The sequence below is a fragment of the Enterobacter sp. RHBSTW-00901 genome, from assembly GCF_014103115.1.
Taxonomy (GTDB): Bacteria; Pseudomonadota; Gammaproteobacteria; order Enterobacterales; family Enterobacteriaceae; genus Enterobacter; species Enterobacter cloacae_P.
This window is the reverse complement of sequence record NZ_JABXPB010000001.1, coordinates 3,776,748-3,790,663: the sequence shown is the minus strand read 5'-3', so window position 1 is coordinate 3,790,663 and position 13,916 is coordinate 3,776,748. Positions and strand designations below refer to the sequence as shown.

16 protein-coding genes are annotated in these 13,916 nt (G+C 52.8%); 8 read left to right on the top strand and 8 right to left on the bottom strand.

Annotated features, from left to right (window positions below; genetic code table 11):
• Positions 1-163 precede the first annotated feature (163 nt).
• Positions 164-730, bottom strand: coding sequence for a D-glycero-beta-D-manno-heptose 1,7-bisphosphate 7-phosphatase (gene gmhB / locus HV318_RS18200; RefSeq protein WP_143344664.1), 567 nt, complete (start codon positions 728-730; stop codon positions 164-166).
• Between the two features lie 188 nt (positions 731-918).
• Here gmhB and metN point away from each other — a divergent pair, with 188 nt between their 5' ends.
• The 6 genes from metN to proS all read left to right on the top strand — a co-directional run bounded on the left by metN (position 919) and on the right by proS (position 6,496).
• A complete protein-coding gene (gene metN / locus HV318_RS18195) occupies positions 919-1,950 on the top strand; it encodes a methionine ABC transporter ATP-binding protein MetN (RefSeq protein WP_182273834.1) in 1,032 nt (343 codons plus the stop codon).
• Positions 1,943-2,596 carry a methionine ABC transporter permease MetI gene (locus tag HV318_RS18190; RefSeq protein WP_014168730.1) on the top strand — a complete coding sequence of 218 codons (654 nt, stop codon included), beginning with the start codon at positions 1,943-1,945 and terminating at the stop codon, positions 2,594-2,596. The genes metN and HV318_RS18190 overlap by 8 nt, the downstream gene beginning before the upstream one ends.
• 39 nt (positions 2,597-2,635) lie before the next feature.
• Positions 2,636-3,451 (top strand): methionine ABC transporter substrate-binding lipoprotein MetQ, encoded by an 816-nt coding sequence (metQ, locus tag HV318_RS18185; RefSeq protein WP_182273833.1) that lies wholly within the window; start codon positions 2,636-2,638, stop codon positions 3,449-3,451.
• 106 nt (positions 3,452-3,557) lie between these two features.
• The gene (rcsF, locus tag HV318_RS18180) at positions 3,558-3,962 is read left to right on the top strand and encodes an envelope stress sensor lipoprotein RcsF (protein ID WP_182273832.1); all 405 of its coding nucleotides are present in this window, start codon (positions 3,558-3,560) and stop codon (positions 3,960-3,962) included.
• Complete coding sequence (tsaA, locus tag HV318_RS18175) at positions 3,959-4,666, top strand: tRNA (N6-threonylcarbamoyladenosine(37)-N6)-methyltransferase TrmO (RefSeq protein WP_182273831.1); 708 nt, start codon at positions 3,959-3,961, stop codon at positions 4,664-4,666. The genes rcsF and tsaA overlap by 4 nt, the downstream gene beginning before the upstream one ends.
• 111 nt (positions 4,667-4,777) lie before the next feature.
• Entirely contained in the window at positions 4,778-6,496 is a 1,719-nt protein-coding gene (proS, locus tag HV318_RS18170; RefSeq protein WP_182273830.1) for a proline--tRNA ligase, read from the top strand.
• Positions 6,497-6,545: 49 nt separating this feature from the next.
• On the opposite strand, the gene nlpE is transcribed toward proS, so the two are convergent.
• From nlpE to HV318_RS18155, 3 genes are read right to left on the bottom strand one after another with little or no spacing between them, the layout of a single operon-like run.
• Positions 6,546-7,244, bottom strand: coding sequence for an envelope stress response activation lipoprotein NlpE (gene nlpE, locus HV318_RS18165; protein WP_182273829.1), 699 nt, complete (start codon positions 7,242-7,244; stop codon positions 6,546-6,548).
• 34 nt (positions 7,245-7,278) lie between these two features.
• Positions 7,279-7,701, bottom strand: a complete 423-nt coding sequence (gene arfB / locus HV318_RS18160; RefSeq protein WP_182273828.1) for an alternative ribosome rescue aminoacyl-tRNA hydrolase ArfB — start codon at positions 7,699-7,701, stop codon at positions 7,279-7,281.
• A complete protein-coding gene (locus tag HV318_RS18155) occupies positions 7,698-8,243 on the bottom strand; it encodes a YaeQ family protein (RefSeq protein WP_182273827.1) in 546 nt (181 codons plus the stop codon). The genes arfB and HV318_RS18155 overlap by 4 nt, the downstream gene beginning before the upstream one ends.
• A 196-nt stretch (positions 8,244-8,439) precedes the next feature.
• Between HV318_RS18155 and HV318_RS18150 the strand changes: the two genes are divergently transcribed.
• Together HV318_RS18150 and rof are read left to right on the top strand one after the other, a co-directional pair.
• On the top strand, positions 8,440-8,640 hold the full coding sequence (locus tag HV318_RS18150) for a YaeP family protein (RefSeq protein WP_182273826.1): 201 nt from the start codon (positions 8,440-8,442) through the stop codon (positions 8,638-8,640).
• Complete coding sequence (rof, locus tag HV318_RS18145; protein ID WP_003856148.1) at positions 8,627-8,887, top strand: Rho-binding antiterminator; 261 nt, start codon at positions 8,627-8,629, stop codon at positions 8,885-8,887. The genes HV318_RS18150 and rof overlap by 14 nt, the downstream gene beginning before the upstream one ends.
• 28 nt (positions 8,888-8,915) lie before the next feature.
• Here the strand turns inward: rof and tilS are convergent, their stop codons facing one another.
• From tilS to accA, 4 genes are all read right to left on the bottom strand, one after another.
• A complete protein-coding gene (gene tilS / locus HV318_RS18140; protein ID WP_182273825.1) occupies positions 8,916-10,202 on the bottom strand; it encodes a tRNA lysidine(34) synthetase TilS in 1,287 nt (428 codons plus the stop codon).
• Positions 10,203-10,260: 58 nt separating this feature from the next.
• Positions 10,261-10,650: a VOC family protein gene (locus tag HV318_RS18135; protein WP_182273824.1), complete on the bottom strand. Its 390-nt coding sequence runs from the start codon at positions 10,648-10,650 to the stop codon at positions 10,261-10,263.
• 66 nt (positions 10,651-10,716) lie between these two features.
• Entirely contained in the window at positions 10,717-12,849 is a 2,133-nt protein-coding gene (locus tag HV318_RS18130; RefSeq protein ID WP_182273823.1) for a lysine decarboxylase LdcC, read from the bottom strand.
• A 100-nt stretch (positions 12,850-12,949) separates the two neighbouring features.
• Complete coding sequence (gene accA / locus HV318_RS18125; protein WP_182273822.1) at positions 12,950-13,909, bottom strand: acetyl-CoA carboxylase carboxyl transferase subunit alpha; 960 nt, start codon at positions 13,907-13,909, stop codon at positions 12,950-12,952.
• Positions 13,910-13,916 lie beyond the last annotated feature (7 nt).

Sequence of the window (13,916 nt, the reverse complement as noted above, 5' to 3'; positions counted from 1 at the left end):
AGTCAACCCGTTATTTCAGAATTTTTCTCTTCAACCGACCGGGTTGTTTGTGAAGTGATTCACATCCGCCGTGTCGATGGAGGCGCATTATAGGGAGCCTCCGAGGAATGACAAGCGGAAAAATGCATTTTTATTTCAACCGCTCATCTTTTCGCCAAAAAGGCTATTTTTGGTGCTTTTTAATCTCTTTTGGTAAATCTGCCAGGCTATTAATCACCCAGTCAGCCGCATTCTCTGCTTCTGGCGTGACGGGTTTACCAGTGCGCACTAATATTTTGGTGCCTACACCAGCAGCAGTTGCCGCCTGCATATCTTCCAGTTTATCGCCCACCATATAAGAAGCGGCCATATCAATGTGCAGGAACTCCTGCGCAGAGATAAACATTCCTGGATGCGGTTTACGACAATCACAGGTCTGGCGATATTCTTCTACTGTACCCTGAGGGTGATGCGGACAATAGTAGATACCGTCCAAATCAACGCCGCGGTCAGCCAGCGACCAGTCCATCCATTCCGTCAGCGTCTCGAATTGCGCTTCAGTGAATTTGCCACGCGCAATACCAGACTGATTTGTCACGACCACCAGCGCATAGCCCATCTCTTTCAGCTGGCGCATGGCATCTATTACGCCTTCGATAAACTCAAACTCATCAATCTCATGGACGTAACCATGATCCACATTAATAGTGCCATCACGATCGAGAAAAATTGCGGGTACTGATTTTGCCACCGGTTTGCTCCTGAAAAAGGCATGTCCGGCTAGTATCTCATGAATCGCAGCGCAATAAAGTGCTCATCGCACAGAGTTGGATTGATTTAGACGTCTGGATGCCTTAACATCCATTTTGTTTACGGTCATCACCCGTATCTGGCAGAAGAAAATGCCACGGCTAACTTACATACGATAAAAATAATCTAATGATTAAACTTTCCAATATCACCAAAGTGTTCCAGCAGGGGAACCGAACCATTCAGGCGCTGAACAACGTCAGCCTGCATGTTCCTGCTGGTCAAATTTATGGCGTCATTGGCGCATCGGGTGCAGGCAAAAGTACACTGATCCGTTGTGTTAACCTTCTTGAGCGTCCAACCCAGGGTAGCATTGAGGTTGGCGGACAAGAGCTTACCGCCCTCTCAGAGAAAGAACTCACCAAAGCACGTCGCCAGATTGGCATGATTTTCCAGCACTTCAACCTGTTGGCTTCCCGCACTGTTTACGGCAACGTTGCATTGCCGCTGGAACTGGACAACACACCTAAAGATGAAGTGAAGCGTCGCGTAACCGAACTGCTGGATCTCGTCGGCCTGGGTGATAAACATGATAGCTACCCGGCAAATCTGTCCGGTGGACAAAAACAGCGAGTGGCCATTGCCCGCGCGCTGGCAAGTAATCCTAAAGTGCTGCTGTGCGATGAGGCCACCAGCGCACTGGACCCGGCAACCACACGTTCTATTCTGGAACTGCTGAAAGACATTAACCGTCGTCTGGGTCTGACTATTCTCCTTATTACGCATGAAATGGATGTGGTGAAACGCATCTGTGACTGCGTTGCCGTAATCAGCAACGGTGAACTGATTGAGCAGGACACGGTAAGCGAAGTGTTCTCTCATCCGAAGACGCCGTTGGCGCAACAGTTTATTCAGTCCACACTGCACCTGGATATTCCGGAAGATTATCTGGAACGTTTAAAAGCAGAACCGATTGCAGACAGCGTCCCGATGCTGCGCATGGAATTCACCGGTCAATCTGTCGATGCACCACTGCTTTCTGAAACCGCGCGTCGCTTTAACGTGAACAACAACATCATCAGCGCGCAGATGGATTACGCCGGTGGTGTGAAGTTCGGCATCATGCTGACGGAAATGCACGGCACACAAGAAGAAACACAGGCGGCGATCGCCTGGCTGCAAGAACATCATGTAAAAGTAGAGGTACTGGGTTATGTCTGAGCCGATGATGTGGTTACTGGTTCGCGGCGTTTGGGAAACGCTGGCAATGACCTTTGTATCAGGTTTCTTTGGGTTTGTGATTGGCCTGCCGGTCGGCGTGCTGTTGTACGTAACGCGCCCTGGTCAAATCATTGAGAACGCGAAGCTCTACCGCACTCTTTCTGCGCTGGTGAATATCTTCCGTTCTATCCCGTTCATTATTCTGCTGGTGTGGATGATTCCATTTACCCGCGTGATCGTCGGTACGTCTATCGGTCTGCAGGCGGCAATCGTTCCGCTGACCGTGGGTGCTGCACCGTTTATCGCCCGTATGGTGGAAAACGCCCTGCTGGAGATCCCAACAGGGTTGATTGAAGCCTCCCGTGCGATGGGGGCAACACCGATGCAGATCGTGCGCAAAGTTCTGCTCCCTGAAGCGCTGCCAGGCCTGGTAAACGCAGCAACCATTACGCTTATCACTCTGGTCGGTTATTCCGCGATGGGTGGTGCAGTTGGTGCTGGCGGTTTAGGCCAGATTGGTTACCAGTACGGCTATATTGGTTATAACGCTACCGTAATGAATACCGTTCTGGTATTGCTGGTTGTTCTGGTTTACTTAATCCAGTTCTCTGGCGATCGCATCGTCCGGACTGTTACTCACAAATAACGTACACACAACACAAACTCGACGAGTTAAGGATATAACATGGCGTTTAAATTAAAGACCCTTGCAGCGGTAGGCGCGCTGATCGGCTCTCTGGCACTGGTGGGTTGCGGTCAGGACGAGAAAGATCCAAACCACATCAAAGTGGGTGTTATCGTGGGTGCAGAACAGCAGGTTGCTGAAGTCGCTCAGAAGGTGGCGAAAGAGAAATATGGCCTGGACGTTGAGCTGGTCACCTTCAACGACTACGTTCTGCCGAACGAAGCGCTGAGCAAAGGCGATATCGACGCCAACGCCTTCCAGCACAAACCGTACCTGGATCAGCAGATTAAAGATCGTGGCTATAAACTGGTCGCGGTTGGCAATACCTTTGTTTACCCAATTGCGGGTTACTCCAAGAAAATTAAATCTCTGGACGAACTGCAGCCAGGCTCTCAGGTTGCCGTGCCTAACGACCCGACCAACCTCGGCCGTTCCCTGCTGCTGTTACAGAAAGTGGGTCTGATCAAACTGAAAGACGGTGTTGGCCTGCTGCCGACCGTTCTGGACGTTACCGAGAACCCGAAAAATCTGAAAATTGTTGAACTGGAAGCACCGCAGCTGCCACGTTCCCTGGACGATGCACAGATTGCACTGGCGGTTATCAACACCACCTACGCAAGCCAGATTGGCCTGACTCCGGCAAAAGACGGTATCTTCGTGGAAGATAAAGACTCTCCATACGTAAACCTGATCGTGACTCGCGAAGACAACAAAGACGCGGAAAACGTGAAGAAATTCGTTCAGGCATATCAGTCTGACGAAGTTTACCAGGAAGCCAATAAAGTGTTTAACGGCGGCGCTGTTAAAGGCTGGTAATCTCACCTCAGTGTAATATCATCAGGACGGGCGAAAGCCCGTCTTGTCATTTATGCAGGCAACTGATTCAATATCTGACGATTTGATCATCCATTGAGGAACTATTATGCGTGCTTTACCGATCTGTCTTTTAGCACTGATGCTGAGCGGCTGTTCTATGCTAAGCAGATCTCCTGTTGAGCCTGTTCAAAGCACAGCAACCCCGCCAAAAGCGGAGCCAGCAAAGCCGAAAGCGCCACGTCCTGCACCGGTTCGCATTATTACCAAAGCCGACGATCTCGTGGGTAAACCTTTCCGTGAACTGGGTGAAGTGAGCGGTGAATCCTGTCAGGCAACCAATCAGGACTCCCCACCAAACATCCCAACGGCTCGTAAACGCATGCAGATCAACGCAGCAAAAATGAAAGCCAACGCGGTTCTGCTGCACAGCTGTGAAGTGACCAGCGGTACACCTGGCTGCTACCGTCAGGCAGTTTGCATCGGTTCTGCGCTTAACATTACTGCGAAATGAGTTCATTTCAGTTCGGGCAGATAGGCGTTATCCGCTCACCTTATAAAGAGAAGTTCGCCGTACCGCGCCAGCCAGGTCTGGTTACCCGCGGCGGTGGTGAACTTCACTTGATCGCGCCTTACAATCAGGCCGATGCGGTACGCGGGCTCGAAGCGTTCAGCCACCTATGGGTGGTGTTTGTGTTTCACCAGACCATGGAAGGGGGCTGGCGTCCTACCGTGCGCCCTCCTCGTCTGGGAGGCAATGCCAGAATGGGCGTGTTTGCGACTCGCTCAACGTTCCGCCCAAACCCTGTCGGTATGTCACTGGTCGAGCTGAAAGGCATACGCTGTCAGAAAGATCAGGTGATACTGGAGTTAGGTAGTCTTGATCTGGTTGATGGCACGCCGGTTATCGATATCAAGCCGTATCTGCCTTTCGCCGAAGCGCTGCCGGATGCCCGCGCCAGCTATGCTCAGGAAGCACCACGGGCAGATATGCCTGTTCACTTCACCGCTGAGTTAACTGCACAACTCAGCCAGCTGGAAAAACGCTATCCCCACCTTCGGGACTTTATTACTGAAGTTCTGGCTCAGGATCCCCGTCCAGCCTACCGTAAAGAAGAGGATGCCGGGAAAACCTACGCTGTCTGGCTGCTGGATTTTAACGTTCGCTGGCGCGTAACTGAGGCGGGATTTGAAGTCTTTGCCCTGGAACCCAGGTAATTTTATTTTCCTCTCTTTTGGCATCTTTGCCACACTGGTAAACTAAACCACTTTTTTGTGTCAGGCTGGTGTTTCAGCCTGTTCCAATCGTCGAAATGGAACCGTAACAACATGCGTACTAGCCAATATCTGCTCTCCACTCTGAAGGAGACACCCGCCGACGCCGAAGTTATCAGCCACCAGCTGATGCTGCGCGCCGGGATGATCCGCAAGCTGGCCTCCGGGTTATACACCTGGCTGCCGACCGGCGTGCGCGTCCTGAAAAAAGTCGAAAACATCGTGCGTGAAGAGATGAACAACGCCGGTGCAATCGAGGTGTTAATGCCTGTCGTTCAGCCCTCTGAACTGTGGCAGGAGAGCGGTCGCTGGGAGCAGTACGGTCCGGAGCTGCTGCGTATTGCCGATCGTGGCGATCGTCCGTTTGTCCTCGGCCCGACGCATGAAGAAGTCATTACCGATCTTATCCGTAATGAGCTGAGCTCTTATAAACAGCTGCCGCTGAACTTCTTCCAGATCCAGACCAAGTTCCGCGACGAAGTGCGTCCACGCTTTGGCGTCATGCGTTCCCGCGAATTCCTGATGAAAGATGCGTACTCTTTCCACACGACTCAGGAATCTCTGCAAGAGACCTATGACAAGATGTACGAAGCGTACAGCAAAATCTTCTCCCGTATAGGTCTGGATTTCCGTGCTGTCCAGGCTGACACTGGCTCTATCGGTGGCAGCGCATCCCATGAGTTCCAGGTACTGGCGCAGAACGGTGAAGACGATGTGATCTTCTCTGACTCCTCTGATTACGCCGCTAACATCGAATTTGCTGAAGCCCTGGCACCAAAAACACCACGCGCCGCAGCAACTGAAGAGATGAAGCTGGTTGATACGCCAAACGCGAAAACCATTGCCGAACTGGTGGAACAATTCAATCTGCCTGTTGAGAAAACGGTTAAAACCCTGCTGGTGAAAGCGGCTGAAGGCAGCAAAAGTCCGCTGGTCGCCCTGCTGGTTCGCGGCGATCACGAACTGAACGAAGTGAAAGCAGAGAAACTGTCGCAGGTTGCCAGCCCACTGACGTTCGCAACAGAAGCCGAAATCCGCGCTGTCGTGAATGCAGGTCCGGGTTCTCTGGGCCCAGTGAATATGCCAATCCCCGTTGTTGTTGACCGTACGGTTGCAGCAATGAGCGACTTCTCCGCTGGCGCAAACATCGATGGCAAGCACTACTTTGGCATCAACTGGGATCGCGATGTGGCGACACCAGAAGTGGCAGATATCCGTAACGTGGTTGCCGGTGATCCAAGCCCGGATGGCCAGGGTGCCCTGATGATCAAACGCGGCATCGAAGTGGGTCATATCTTCCAGCTGGGTGATAAATACTCCCGCGCACTGAACGCATCCGTTCAGGGTGAAGATGGCCGTAACCAGATCCTGACGATGGGTTGCTACGGCATTGGCGTTACGCGTGTTGTTGCCGCTGCCATTGAGCAGCATAACGACGAGCGCGGCATCGTATGGCCAGATAACATCGCACCATTCCAGGTGGCGATCCTGCCAATGAACATGCACAAATCTTACCGTGTGCAGGAGCTGGCCGAGAAACTGTACGGCGAGCTGCGCGCTCAGGGTATCGAAGTCCTGATGGATGACCGTAAAGAGCGTCCAGGTGTGATGTTTGCTGACATGGAACTGATCGGTATTCCGCACACAGTTGTTATCGGCGACCGTAACCTCGACAGCGACGAGATTGAATATAAATACCGTCGTAGCGGCGAGAAACAGATGATCAAGACCGGTGACATCCTTGATTACCTGGTGAAAGCCATCAAAGGTTAATAAACAAAAAACCCCGCACATGCGGGGTTTTTTAATGGGATAATTCAGCTTATTTGCTGCTGCAATCTCTGCCCGCCAGGAACTTCGCGTCTTTATCCGCCACCAGCGTTTTCACCATCTCACCGCTATCCGGGTTTGGCTCCAGCGTAAAGTGACCGTCAACCGTCAGTAATACCGGCTTGCTGTCATTACCCCGCGCAACGGCATAATCACGTTCAAGCTGGGCGTTATTCGCCACGCTGACTTTCTTGCCGGTAGCGCAGTCGGTAAAGATCGCCGCATCTGCCATATAGAAATACATTCCCCGCATCGCCATTGGCGTGGCAGGCAGCGCTGCTTTTACCGGAGCCAGCGTGTAGTTGAACTGGGACTCAATCGGGTTCCCCTCGCGATCGAGCATCTCCATGCTGTCACCTTTAGGGCGGAACCAGGTTTTATCACCGGTGGTATCGGTCAGCACCAGTTTCTCAGCCGTGCGTGCCCATGTGCCGTAAGTGGCAAAGGACGAAGGTGCTTTTGCACCCTGATAACGCTGGTTCATCACCCAGGTACCATCTTTTTGCAGGAACAGAGATGTCTCAATACCCTCGCAATCCGCGCAAGGCAACACACCACGCCAGCTCTGCTGCATCGGCTTTAATTCTTCACTCTGGGTGGGCTGTAATACCTGCGTTTCCGAACGGTTATTACACCCGAAAAGCGCAAACAGCGTACTCACTGCCAGCGCTGACAATAATGCTTTTTTCACAATGAATTCCTTATGAAAAGTGTGTTCCCTTTCGTCACTCCGTTGGGCGACGAACTTTACCGCGTAGCGCTTTCACTGTGGATTTTTGCGCCTTCGACGATAACCGGCGCTCTTTCGATGCGCGGGTTGGTCGTGTTGCCCGACGGCTTTTTTGCACTGTCGTTAATTCTTTTATCACCGCCACCAGCCTGGCAATTGCCGCTTCCCGGTTTAATTCCTGGCTACGGTACTCCTGCGCTTTAATCACAATGACACCGTCACTGGTGATCAGGTGATGGCTGGCTGCAAGCAGACTGTCTTTATAATACTCTGGCAGGCTGGAGGCCCGAATGTCAAAGCGCAAATGGATAGCCGTCGACGCTTTGTTCACGTGCTGCCCACCGGCTCCCTGAGCACGGATAGCGGTGATCTCCAGCTCATTATCAGGGATGCTGACATTTCGGGACAAAACAATCATGACGCCGGCTGCCACGGCGTTAAGTGAATTTCCAGATTATTCTGAGAATCAGAGAGCCAGATCGCACCGTCCTGAATTGTCGCCTGCAGAACCATCGTCCGGCTGGCAAACTCACTCAGCTGCGCCAGTTGCTCATCGTCCAGATACCAGACGGTAAGATTTTTAAACTGTGCGCATTTGCTCTTGTTTTGCTGCCACCAGATCTCCGCAGCGCGTTGATTATATGCAAATAGCGCCACTTCAGCGGACTGGGTGCAGGCCTTTTTAATACGACGTTCGTCCGGCAGACCCAGCTCAATCCACAAATCGATACCCAGATGATCGTTGCGCAGCCAGGCTTCTGGCTCGTCCTCCGCACTTAAGCCACGGGTAAATTGCAAGCGCTCATCAGCATACTTAATCCACGCCAACAGGCGCAGCATCATGCGTTCCTGGGTTTCAGAGGGATGACGCGCCAGCGTCAATGACGCATCCAGAAACTGGTTGCGATCAAGATCCGCCACATTGACCACAGCTTTATAAATTGTCGCTTTCAGCGCCATGAGTAAACTCCTTTTGAATCAGGCGCACATTGTAGCGAAAACAGCGGCAAAAGGCTGTTACGAGGTGATGAATACCCGAGTATCAAGGCTCTGATATTGCTTAAATGAGTATGGTATAGTCACCTTGCTAAACCGAGTTTATCTTCGTAGGCTTAATGGTATCTCACAGTAAGTCAGTGCGCTGGCGGGAGGGGATGTGAATAATTATTGTGAGTTAATTCGCAAACGGTATGCGGAAATCGCCAGCGGCGATCTGGGATACATCCCGGATGCGTTGGGCTGTGTATTGAAAGTGCTTAATGAAATGGCCTCTGATGAGACCCTTTCAGAATCGGTCAGGGAAAAAGCAGCGTATGCTGCGGCGAATTTACTGGTGAGCGATTATGTCGATGAATGATACTTATCAACCCATCAATTGTGATGACTATGACAACCTCGAACTCGCCTGTCAGCATCATTTAATACTGACGCTGGAGCTAAAAGATGGCGAAGTATTGAAGGCGAAAGCCAGCGATCTGGTTTCGCGTAAGAATGTGGAATATCTGGTTGTGGAAGATGCAGGGGCGACGCGTGAGCTTCGCCTGGACAAAATTGCCAGCTTCAGCCACCCGGAAATCGGCACCGTTGTGGTGAGCGAGTCCTGATAACACTCACGGGCAGCCCGACTGCCCGTTACGCTTTCCACTCAAAATTCATCCCCTCTTCTGTCCACCCCTCTTCAGTGATGAACACACCCGCAGCGGCAATCAGCGTCTCACCGTAAAACAGCAGCGGCGTGGTATCACGCAACCAGGGCGGCACATTACACTCCTGCCAGATTTTCTTCAGCTTCCGTCCGCCATTGCGCCCGACAATATGCAACATACCACCGGCCTTAAAGCGCACGGTAACCAGCTCATCGGCTGCAGGCGGACGCACATGACCCGATTGCACCAGAGAAATATGTCCGGCACCGCATGGCAACGCCAGCGTTTCATCTGGCGTCTTCCAGTCGAGAACAGTATCAACAAGCGAAGGCATCGACCTGACCCACCAGAGCTGCCCTTTGTAGCGCCTCACGTCAAAACCGTTCAGATGCAGACAAGGCGCAGCATCTTCCCGTGCCTGAACCACTTCATCCCAGATGCGGCTCAGCATGGCCCGCGACGGCATTGCCGCGTTGTGAGAGGCCAGCCAGCGCCGTAGCAGCGCGGCACGGCGGACTGAACTCATGCCTTCAAGCGGTGCAATCGTCAGCGTTCCGTCAGCTGAAATCAATTCGGCCAGCTCTTCGCTCAGCAACTCATCCAGCAGACTTTCCTGTTCAGCGCAGAGCATGGCGCTTCGGGCCGTCGCTTCGGCAAAATGCCCCCAACGCTCGGTCAGGAGCGGGACAACGCGCAGGCGCAGGAAGTTTCGGTCGTAACTGTCGTCCTGGTTGCTTTCATCTTCAATCCAGCTCAGCTGATGCGTCCGCGCCCAGGTTTCCAGAGAAGCACGCGTTTCACGCAGTAACGGACGAATTAACTGCGTCCCTGCAAAATCAGCTCGCTCAGGCATGGCGGATAACCCCGCCGGACCACTTCCCCGCTTCAGTGCCAGCAAAAAGGTTTCGCACTGGTCATCAAGATGCTGCGCCGTTACCAGTACCTCGCCGGGTTGCACTACACGGGCAAAGGCAGCATAGCGGGCTTTACGCGCCTGAGCCTCAGTACCCAGACCTTCATCCTGAAGCCTCACCCGTTCAACGCTCAGCGGGATCCCCCACGTCGCGCACAATGCCTCGCAGTGTGCGACCCAATCCTCAGCATGAGGGCTTAACCCGTGATGGACATGCAGTGCCCGAAGCTGAACATCAGGCTCCTGGTCGCGCCAGAGTTTAAGGCGATGGAGAAGAACGGTGGAATCCAGACCACCGCTAAACCCCACCAGTAGCTGGCGGTACGGTGAAACGGCGTGTGCGATAGCAGGTAAGGTCATAGGAAATTACACATAAAAAATGCCCGAACTGAGCGGGCATTATCACACAGGATGGCGATTACTGCTGGTAAAGCTCCAGCGGCAGACCATCCGGATCATTGAAAAAGGTAAAGCGCTTGTCGGTAAACGGATCAACACGTATCGCTTCACACTTCACGCCGTGGGCTTCCAGATGTTTTACCGCACGATCAATATCATCAACGCTAAAGGCGAGATGTCGCAGCCCGCAGGCTTCAGGACGGGACGGACGTGCAGGCGGAAAAGGAAAAGAAAACAGCTCAATCACATAGTGCCCGTTTAATGCCAGGTCTCCCTTCCAGGAATCGCGCTCTTCACGGTAAACCTCGCTTAACAGCGTAAAGCCAAGAATGTCACAGTAGAACGCCTTACTTTGTGCGTAATCGGTAGCAATGATCGCAATATGGTGAACCTGTTTTAAACCCAGCATAGTTTCTCCTTTTTATGATGCTCTGAACGTTACAACCGAAAACCTACGCCTGGCAAGCCACCACCTTTATTTTAAGACTCGCACCCAGTACACACCGTTCTCATCACGCTTCGCACCGTGAATATCCGTCTCAAAGCCCGGGTAATGACGCCCAACCGAACAGAGCATCAGCAGGAAATCGAGCACCGTCCGGCTTTCCTCGGTGATCATCTCACCCGGCATCAGCAGTGGTACGCCCGGAGGATAAGGCAGGATCATATTGGCCGACACGCGACCGACCAGATTTTCCAGCTCAATGGTTTCCACCTCGCCTTTCACCTGCTTCTGCCAGGCTTTGTGCGGCGTCAGTTTCATTTCAGGCAATACGTCAAACGCCTGCAACATCAGACGCGGTAGATCGTGCTGGCGGATCAGTTTGTGGATCCCCTGCGCCAGATCCTGAATACGCATATTGCGGTAGAAGTCAGGATCTTCTGCATAGAGATCCGGCAGCATATTTTTGACCCGCAAATTGAGATCGTAGGCACGCTTAAACTCCATCAGACCGCGCAGCAACCCCATCGCACGGGTTTTATCAATCCCAATGCTGAACAAGAATAGCAGGTTATAGGGCCCGGTTTTCTCCACCACCACACCACGTTCATCAAGGAACTTCGCCACCAGCGCGGCGGGGATCCCCTCACCACTCATATTGCCCTGCTCGTCCATACCGGGTGTCAGGATCGTCACTTTTACCGGGTCGAGGAACATATGGTCGGCATCAGCATCGCGGAAGCCGTGCCAGCTTTCGCCTGGCGCGACTGGCCAGCACTCAGCCTCTTCAATCTCTTCTGGCTGCCAGATATCAAAAAACCAGCCGTCAGCCTCATCTTTCAGCCGCTGTACTTCTTTGCGGAAATGCAGCGCCCGTTCCACAGAACGATTAATCAGACGTTTACCCGAGTTTCCGCGCAGCATCGCCGCTGCCGTTTCAATGGAGGCCACCAGCGGGTAGCTCGGAGAGGTGGTGGTGTGCATCATAAAGGCTTCGTTGAAGGTATCTTCGTCATACTCGCCCTTGATGTGAATGAGCGACGCCTGGGAGAATGCGGCCAGCATTTTGTGCGTCGACTGCGTTTCGAAGAACACTTTGCCCGGTACACGTTCACCGCTCATACCGCTTTTACCGGCGTAAATCGGGTGGAAATTAGTGTAAGGCACCCATGCGGAATCAAAATGAATCGATGATACATCCAGCGTCTGCTTGATCCAGTTAGTGTTGTACAACAGGCCGTCATAGGTAGAGTTGGTGAGCACCGCGTGGACAGGCCAGCTGGCGTCGGGGATCGCCGCAACCTTATTTTCGATGGCTTCATGCGTAAACTCACGGCGTGGAATACCGCCAAGAATACCGAGTGCATTACGCGTCGGCGACAACCACAACGGTACGACGTCGCTCATCATCAGCAGATGTGCCAGCGACTTGTGGCAGTTACGGTCAATCAACAATGTGCTTCCGGCGGGTGCGGCGTACATCCCGACAATCTTGTTCGAGGTCGAGGTGCCATTGGTCACCATGTAGCTCTGCTCAGCACCGAACGTGCGGGCAATGTACTCTTCGGCTTCCAGATGCGGGCCGGTATGATCGAGCAAAGAACCCAGCTCAGTAACCGAAATCGATACATCCGCTTTAAGCGTATTTCCGCCAAAGAAATCATAAAACAGGCAACCCACCGGGCTTTTCTGGTATGCCGTCCCCGCCATATGGCCTGGCGTACAAAACGTGTATTTCCCTTCCTTCACGTAGGTGAACAGCGCACGGGTAAACGGTGGCGTGATGTTATCGAGATATTCCCCCGTGTACTGCTGAATGCGGGTTGCAATATCTTCCGCTACGCCGAGGGAGTATTCAAAGAACCACAGCGCCATTCGCATATCGTGGGCACTGACATCCATCGTCGAGTGAGTATTGATAAAGGCATACAACGGGAGGTATTCATTCAGCTTATTGATATCGCTGCACAACTCCAGATCGTATTCATCCCAGTCGAAGACAACGCCACAGATCCGCGGGTTGTGCTCAATGAACTTCAGCAGGTCGGCGCTGTTGTGCGGCCAGATAAGCTGATATCCACGCGACCGCAGGGCTTGCTCCAGCTCCTTGATGGGCTCGTCTTTATAAAAGACACCGTGTGGCCCCATGATGGCAATGATGTTCATGGTCTACCTCCTTGAAAAACACCAGATAAGCATAGTTAAGGTAAACGGTGGGTATAAAAAAAGCCGCAACATTGTGCGGCTTTTCAGATAATTGTGAAGCTTATGCGTAACCGTAGGTCATCAGACGCTGGTAGCGGCGGTTGAGCAGCTCTTCTTTGCTCAGCACGTCCAGCTCAGCCAGGTCGGCCAGCAGCTGCGCCTTCAGGGACGCCGCGATCACTTCCGGCTTACGGTGTGCACCACCCAGCGGTTCCGGGATCACGGTGTCGATCAGCTTCAGCTCTTTCAGACGTGGGGCAATGATGCCCATCGCTTCTGCAGCCAGCGGTGCTTTGTCGGCACTTTTCCACAGAATAGACGCACAACCTTCCGGAGAGATAACGGAATAGGTGCTGTATTGCAGCATATTCACTTTATCACCCACACCAATCGCCAGCGCACCACCAGAACCACCTTCACCGATAACGGTACAGATGACCGGCACGCTCAGACGGGACATTTCACGCAGGTTGCGTGCGATGGCTTCAGACTGACCGCGTTCTTCCGCGCCCACGCCAGGGTATGCACCTGGGGTGTCGATAAAGGTGATGATTGGCATGTTGAAACGCTCAGCCATCTCCATCAGACGCAGGGCTTTACGGTAGCCTTCCGGTGCCGGCATACCAAAGTTACGACGGATTTTCTCTTTGGTTTCACGACCTTTCTGATGACCAATGATCATCACCGGGCGTCCGTCCAGACGCGCGATACCGCCAACGATAGCTTTATCGTCAGCATAAGCGCGGTCGCCTGCCAGTTCGTCAAATTCATCAAACGCCAGGCGGACATAATCCAGGGTGTACGGGCGCTGTGGATGACGCGCCAGCTGGGCGATCTGCCATGCGCCGAGATCGGCAAAGATTTTGCGCGTCAGTTCTACGCTCTTTTCGCGCAGACGATGCACTTCTTCGTCGATGTTAATATCCAGTTTTTCATCCTGACGGCTTACCGCTGTCAGAGAATCGATTTTCGCTTCCAGCTCTGCAATCGGCTGTTCGAAATCAAGGAAATTCAGACTCATAGTATTC

Excerpts from the sequence above, each read along its gene's own strand:
- metN (WP_182273834.1), top strand. The coding sequence starts at position 919 with ATGATTAAACTTTCCAATATCACCAAAGTGTTCCAGCAGGGGAACCGA.
- HV318_RS18190 (WP_014168730.1), top strand. The coding sequence starts at position 1,943 with ATGTCTGAGCCGATGATGTGGTTACTGGTTCGCGGCGTTTGGGAAACG.
- metQ (WP_182273833.1), top strand. The coding sequence starts at position 2,636 with ATGGCGTTTAAATTAAAGACCCTTGCAGCGGTAGGCGCGCTGATCGGC.
- rcsF (WP_182273832.1), top strand. The coding sequence starts at position 3,558 with ATGCGTGCTTTACCGATCTGTCTTTTAGCACTGATGCTGAGCGGCTGT.
- tsaA (WP_182273831.1), top strand. The coding sequence starts at position 3,959 with ATGAGTTCATTTCAGTTCGGGCAGATAGGCGTTATCCGCTCACCTTAT.
- proS (WP_182273830.1), top strand. The coding sequence starts at position 4,778 with ATGCGTACTAGCCAATATCTGCTCTCCACTCTGAAGGAGACACCCGCC.
- arfB (WP_182273828.1), bottom strand. The coding sequence starts at position 7,701 with ATGATTGTTTTGTCCCGAAATGTCAGCATCCCTGATAATGAGCTGGAG.
- HV318_RS18155 (WP_182273827.1), bottom strand. The coding sequence starts at position 8,243 with ATGGCGCTGAAAGCGACAATTTATAAAGCTGTGGTCAATGTGGCGGAT.
- rof (WP_003856148.1), top strand. The coding sequence starts at position 8,627 with ATGTCGATGAATGATACTTATCAACCCATCAATTGTGATGACTATGAC.
- tilS (WP_182273825.1), bottom strand. The coding sequence starts at position 10,202 with ATGACCTTACCTGCTATCGCACACGCCGTTTCACCGTACCGCCAGCTA.
- HV318_RS18135 (WP_182273824.1), bottom strand. The coding sequence starts at position 10,650 with ATGCTGGGTTTAAAACAGGTTCACCATATTGCGATCATTGCTACCGAT.
- HV318_RS18130 (WP_182273823.1), bottom strand. The coding sequence starts at position 12,849 with ATGAACATCATTGCCATCATGGGGCCACACGGTGTCTTTTATAAAGAC.
- accA (WP_182273822.1), bottom strand. The coding sequence starts at position 13,909 with ATGAGTCTGAATTTCCTTGATTTCGAACAGCCGATTGCAGAGCTGGAA.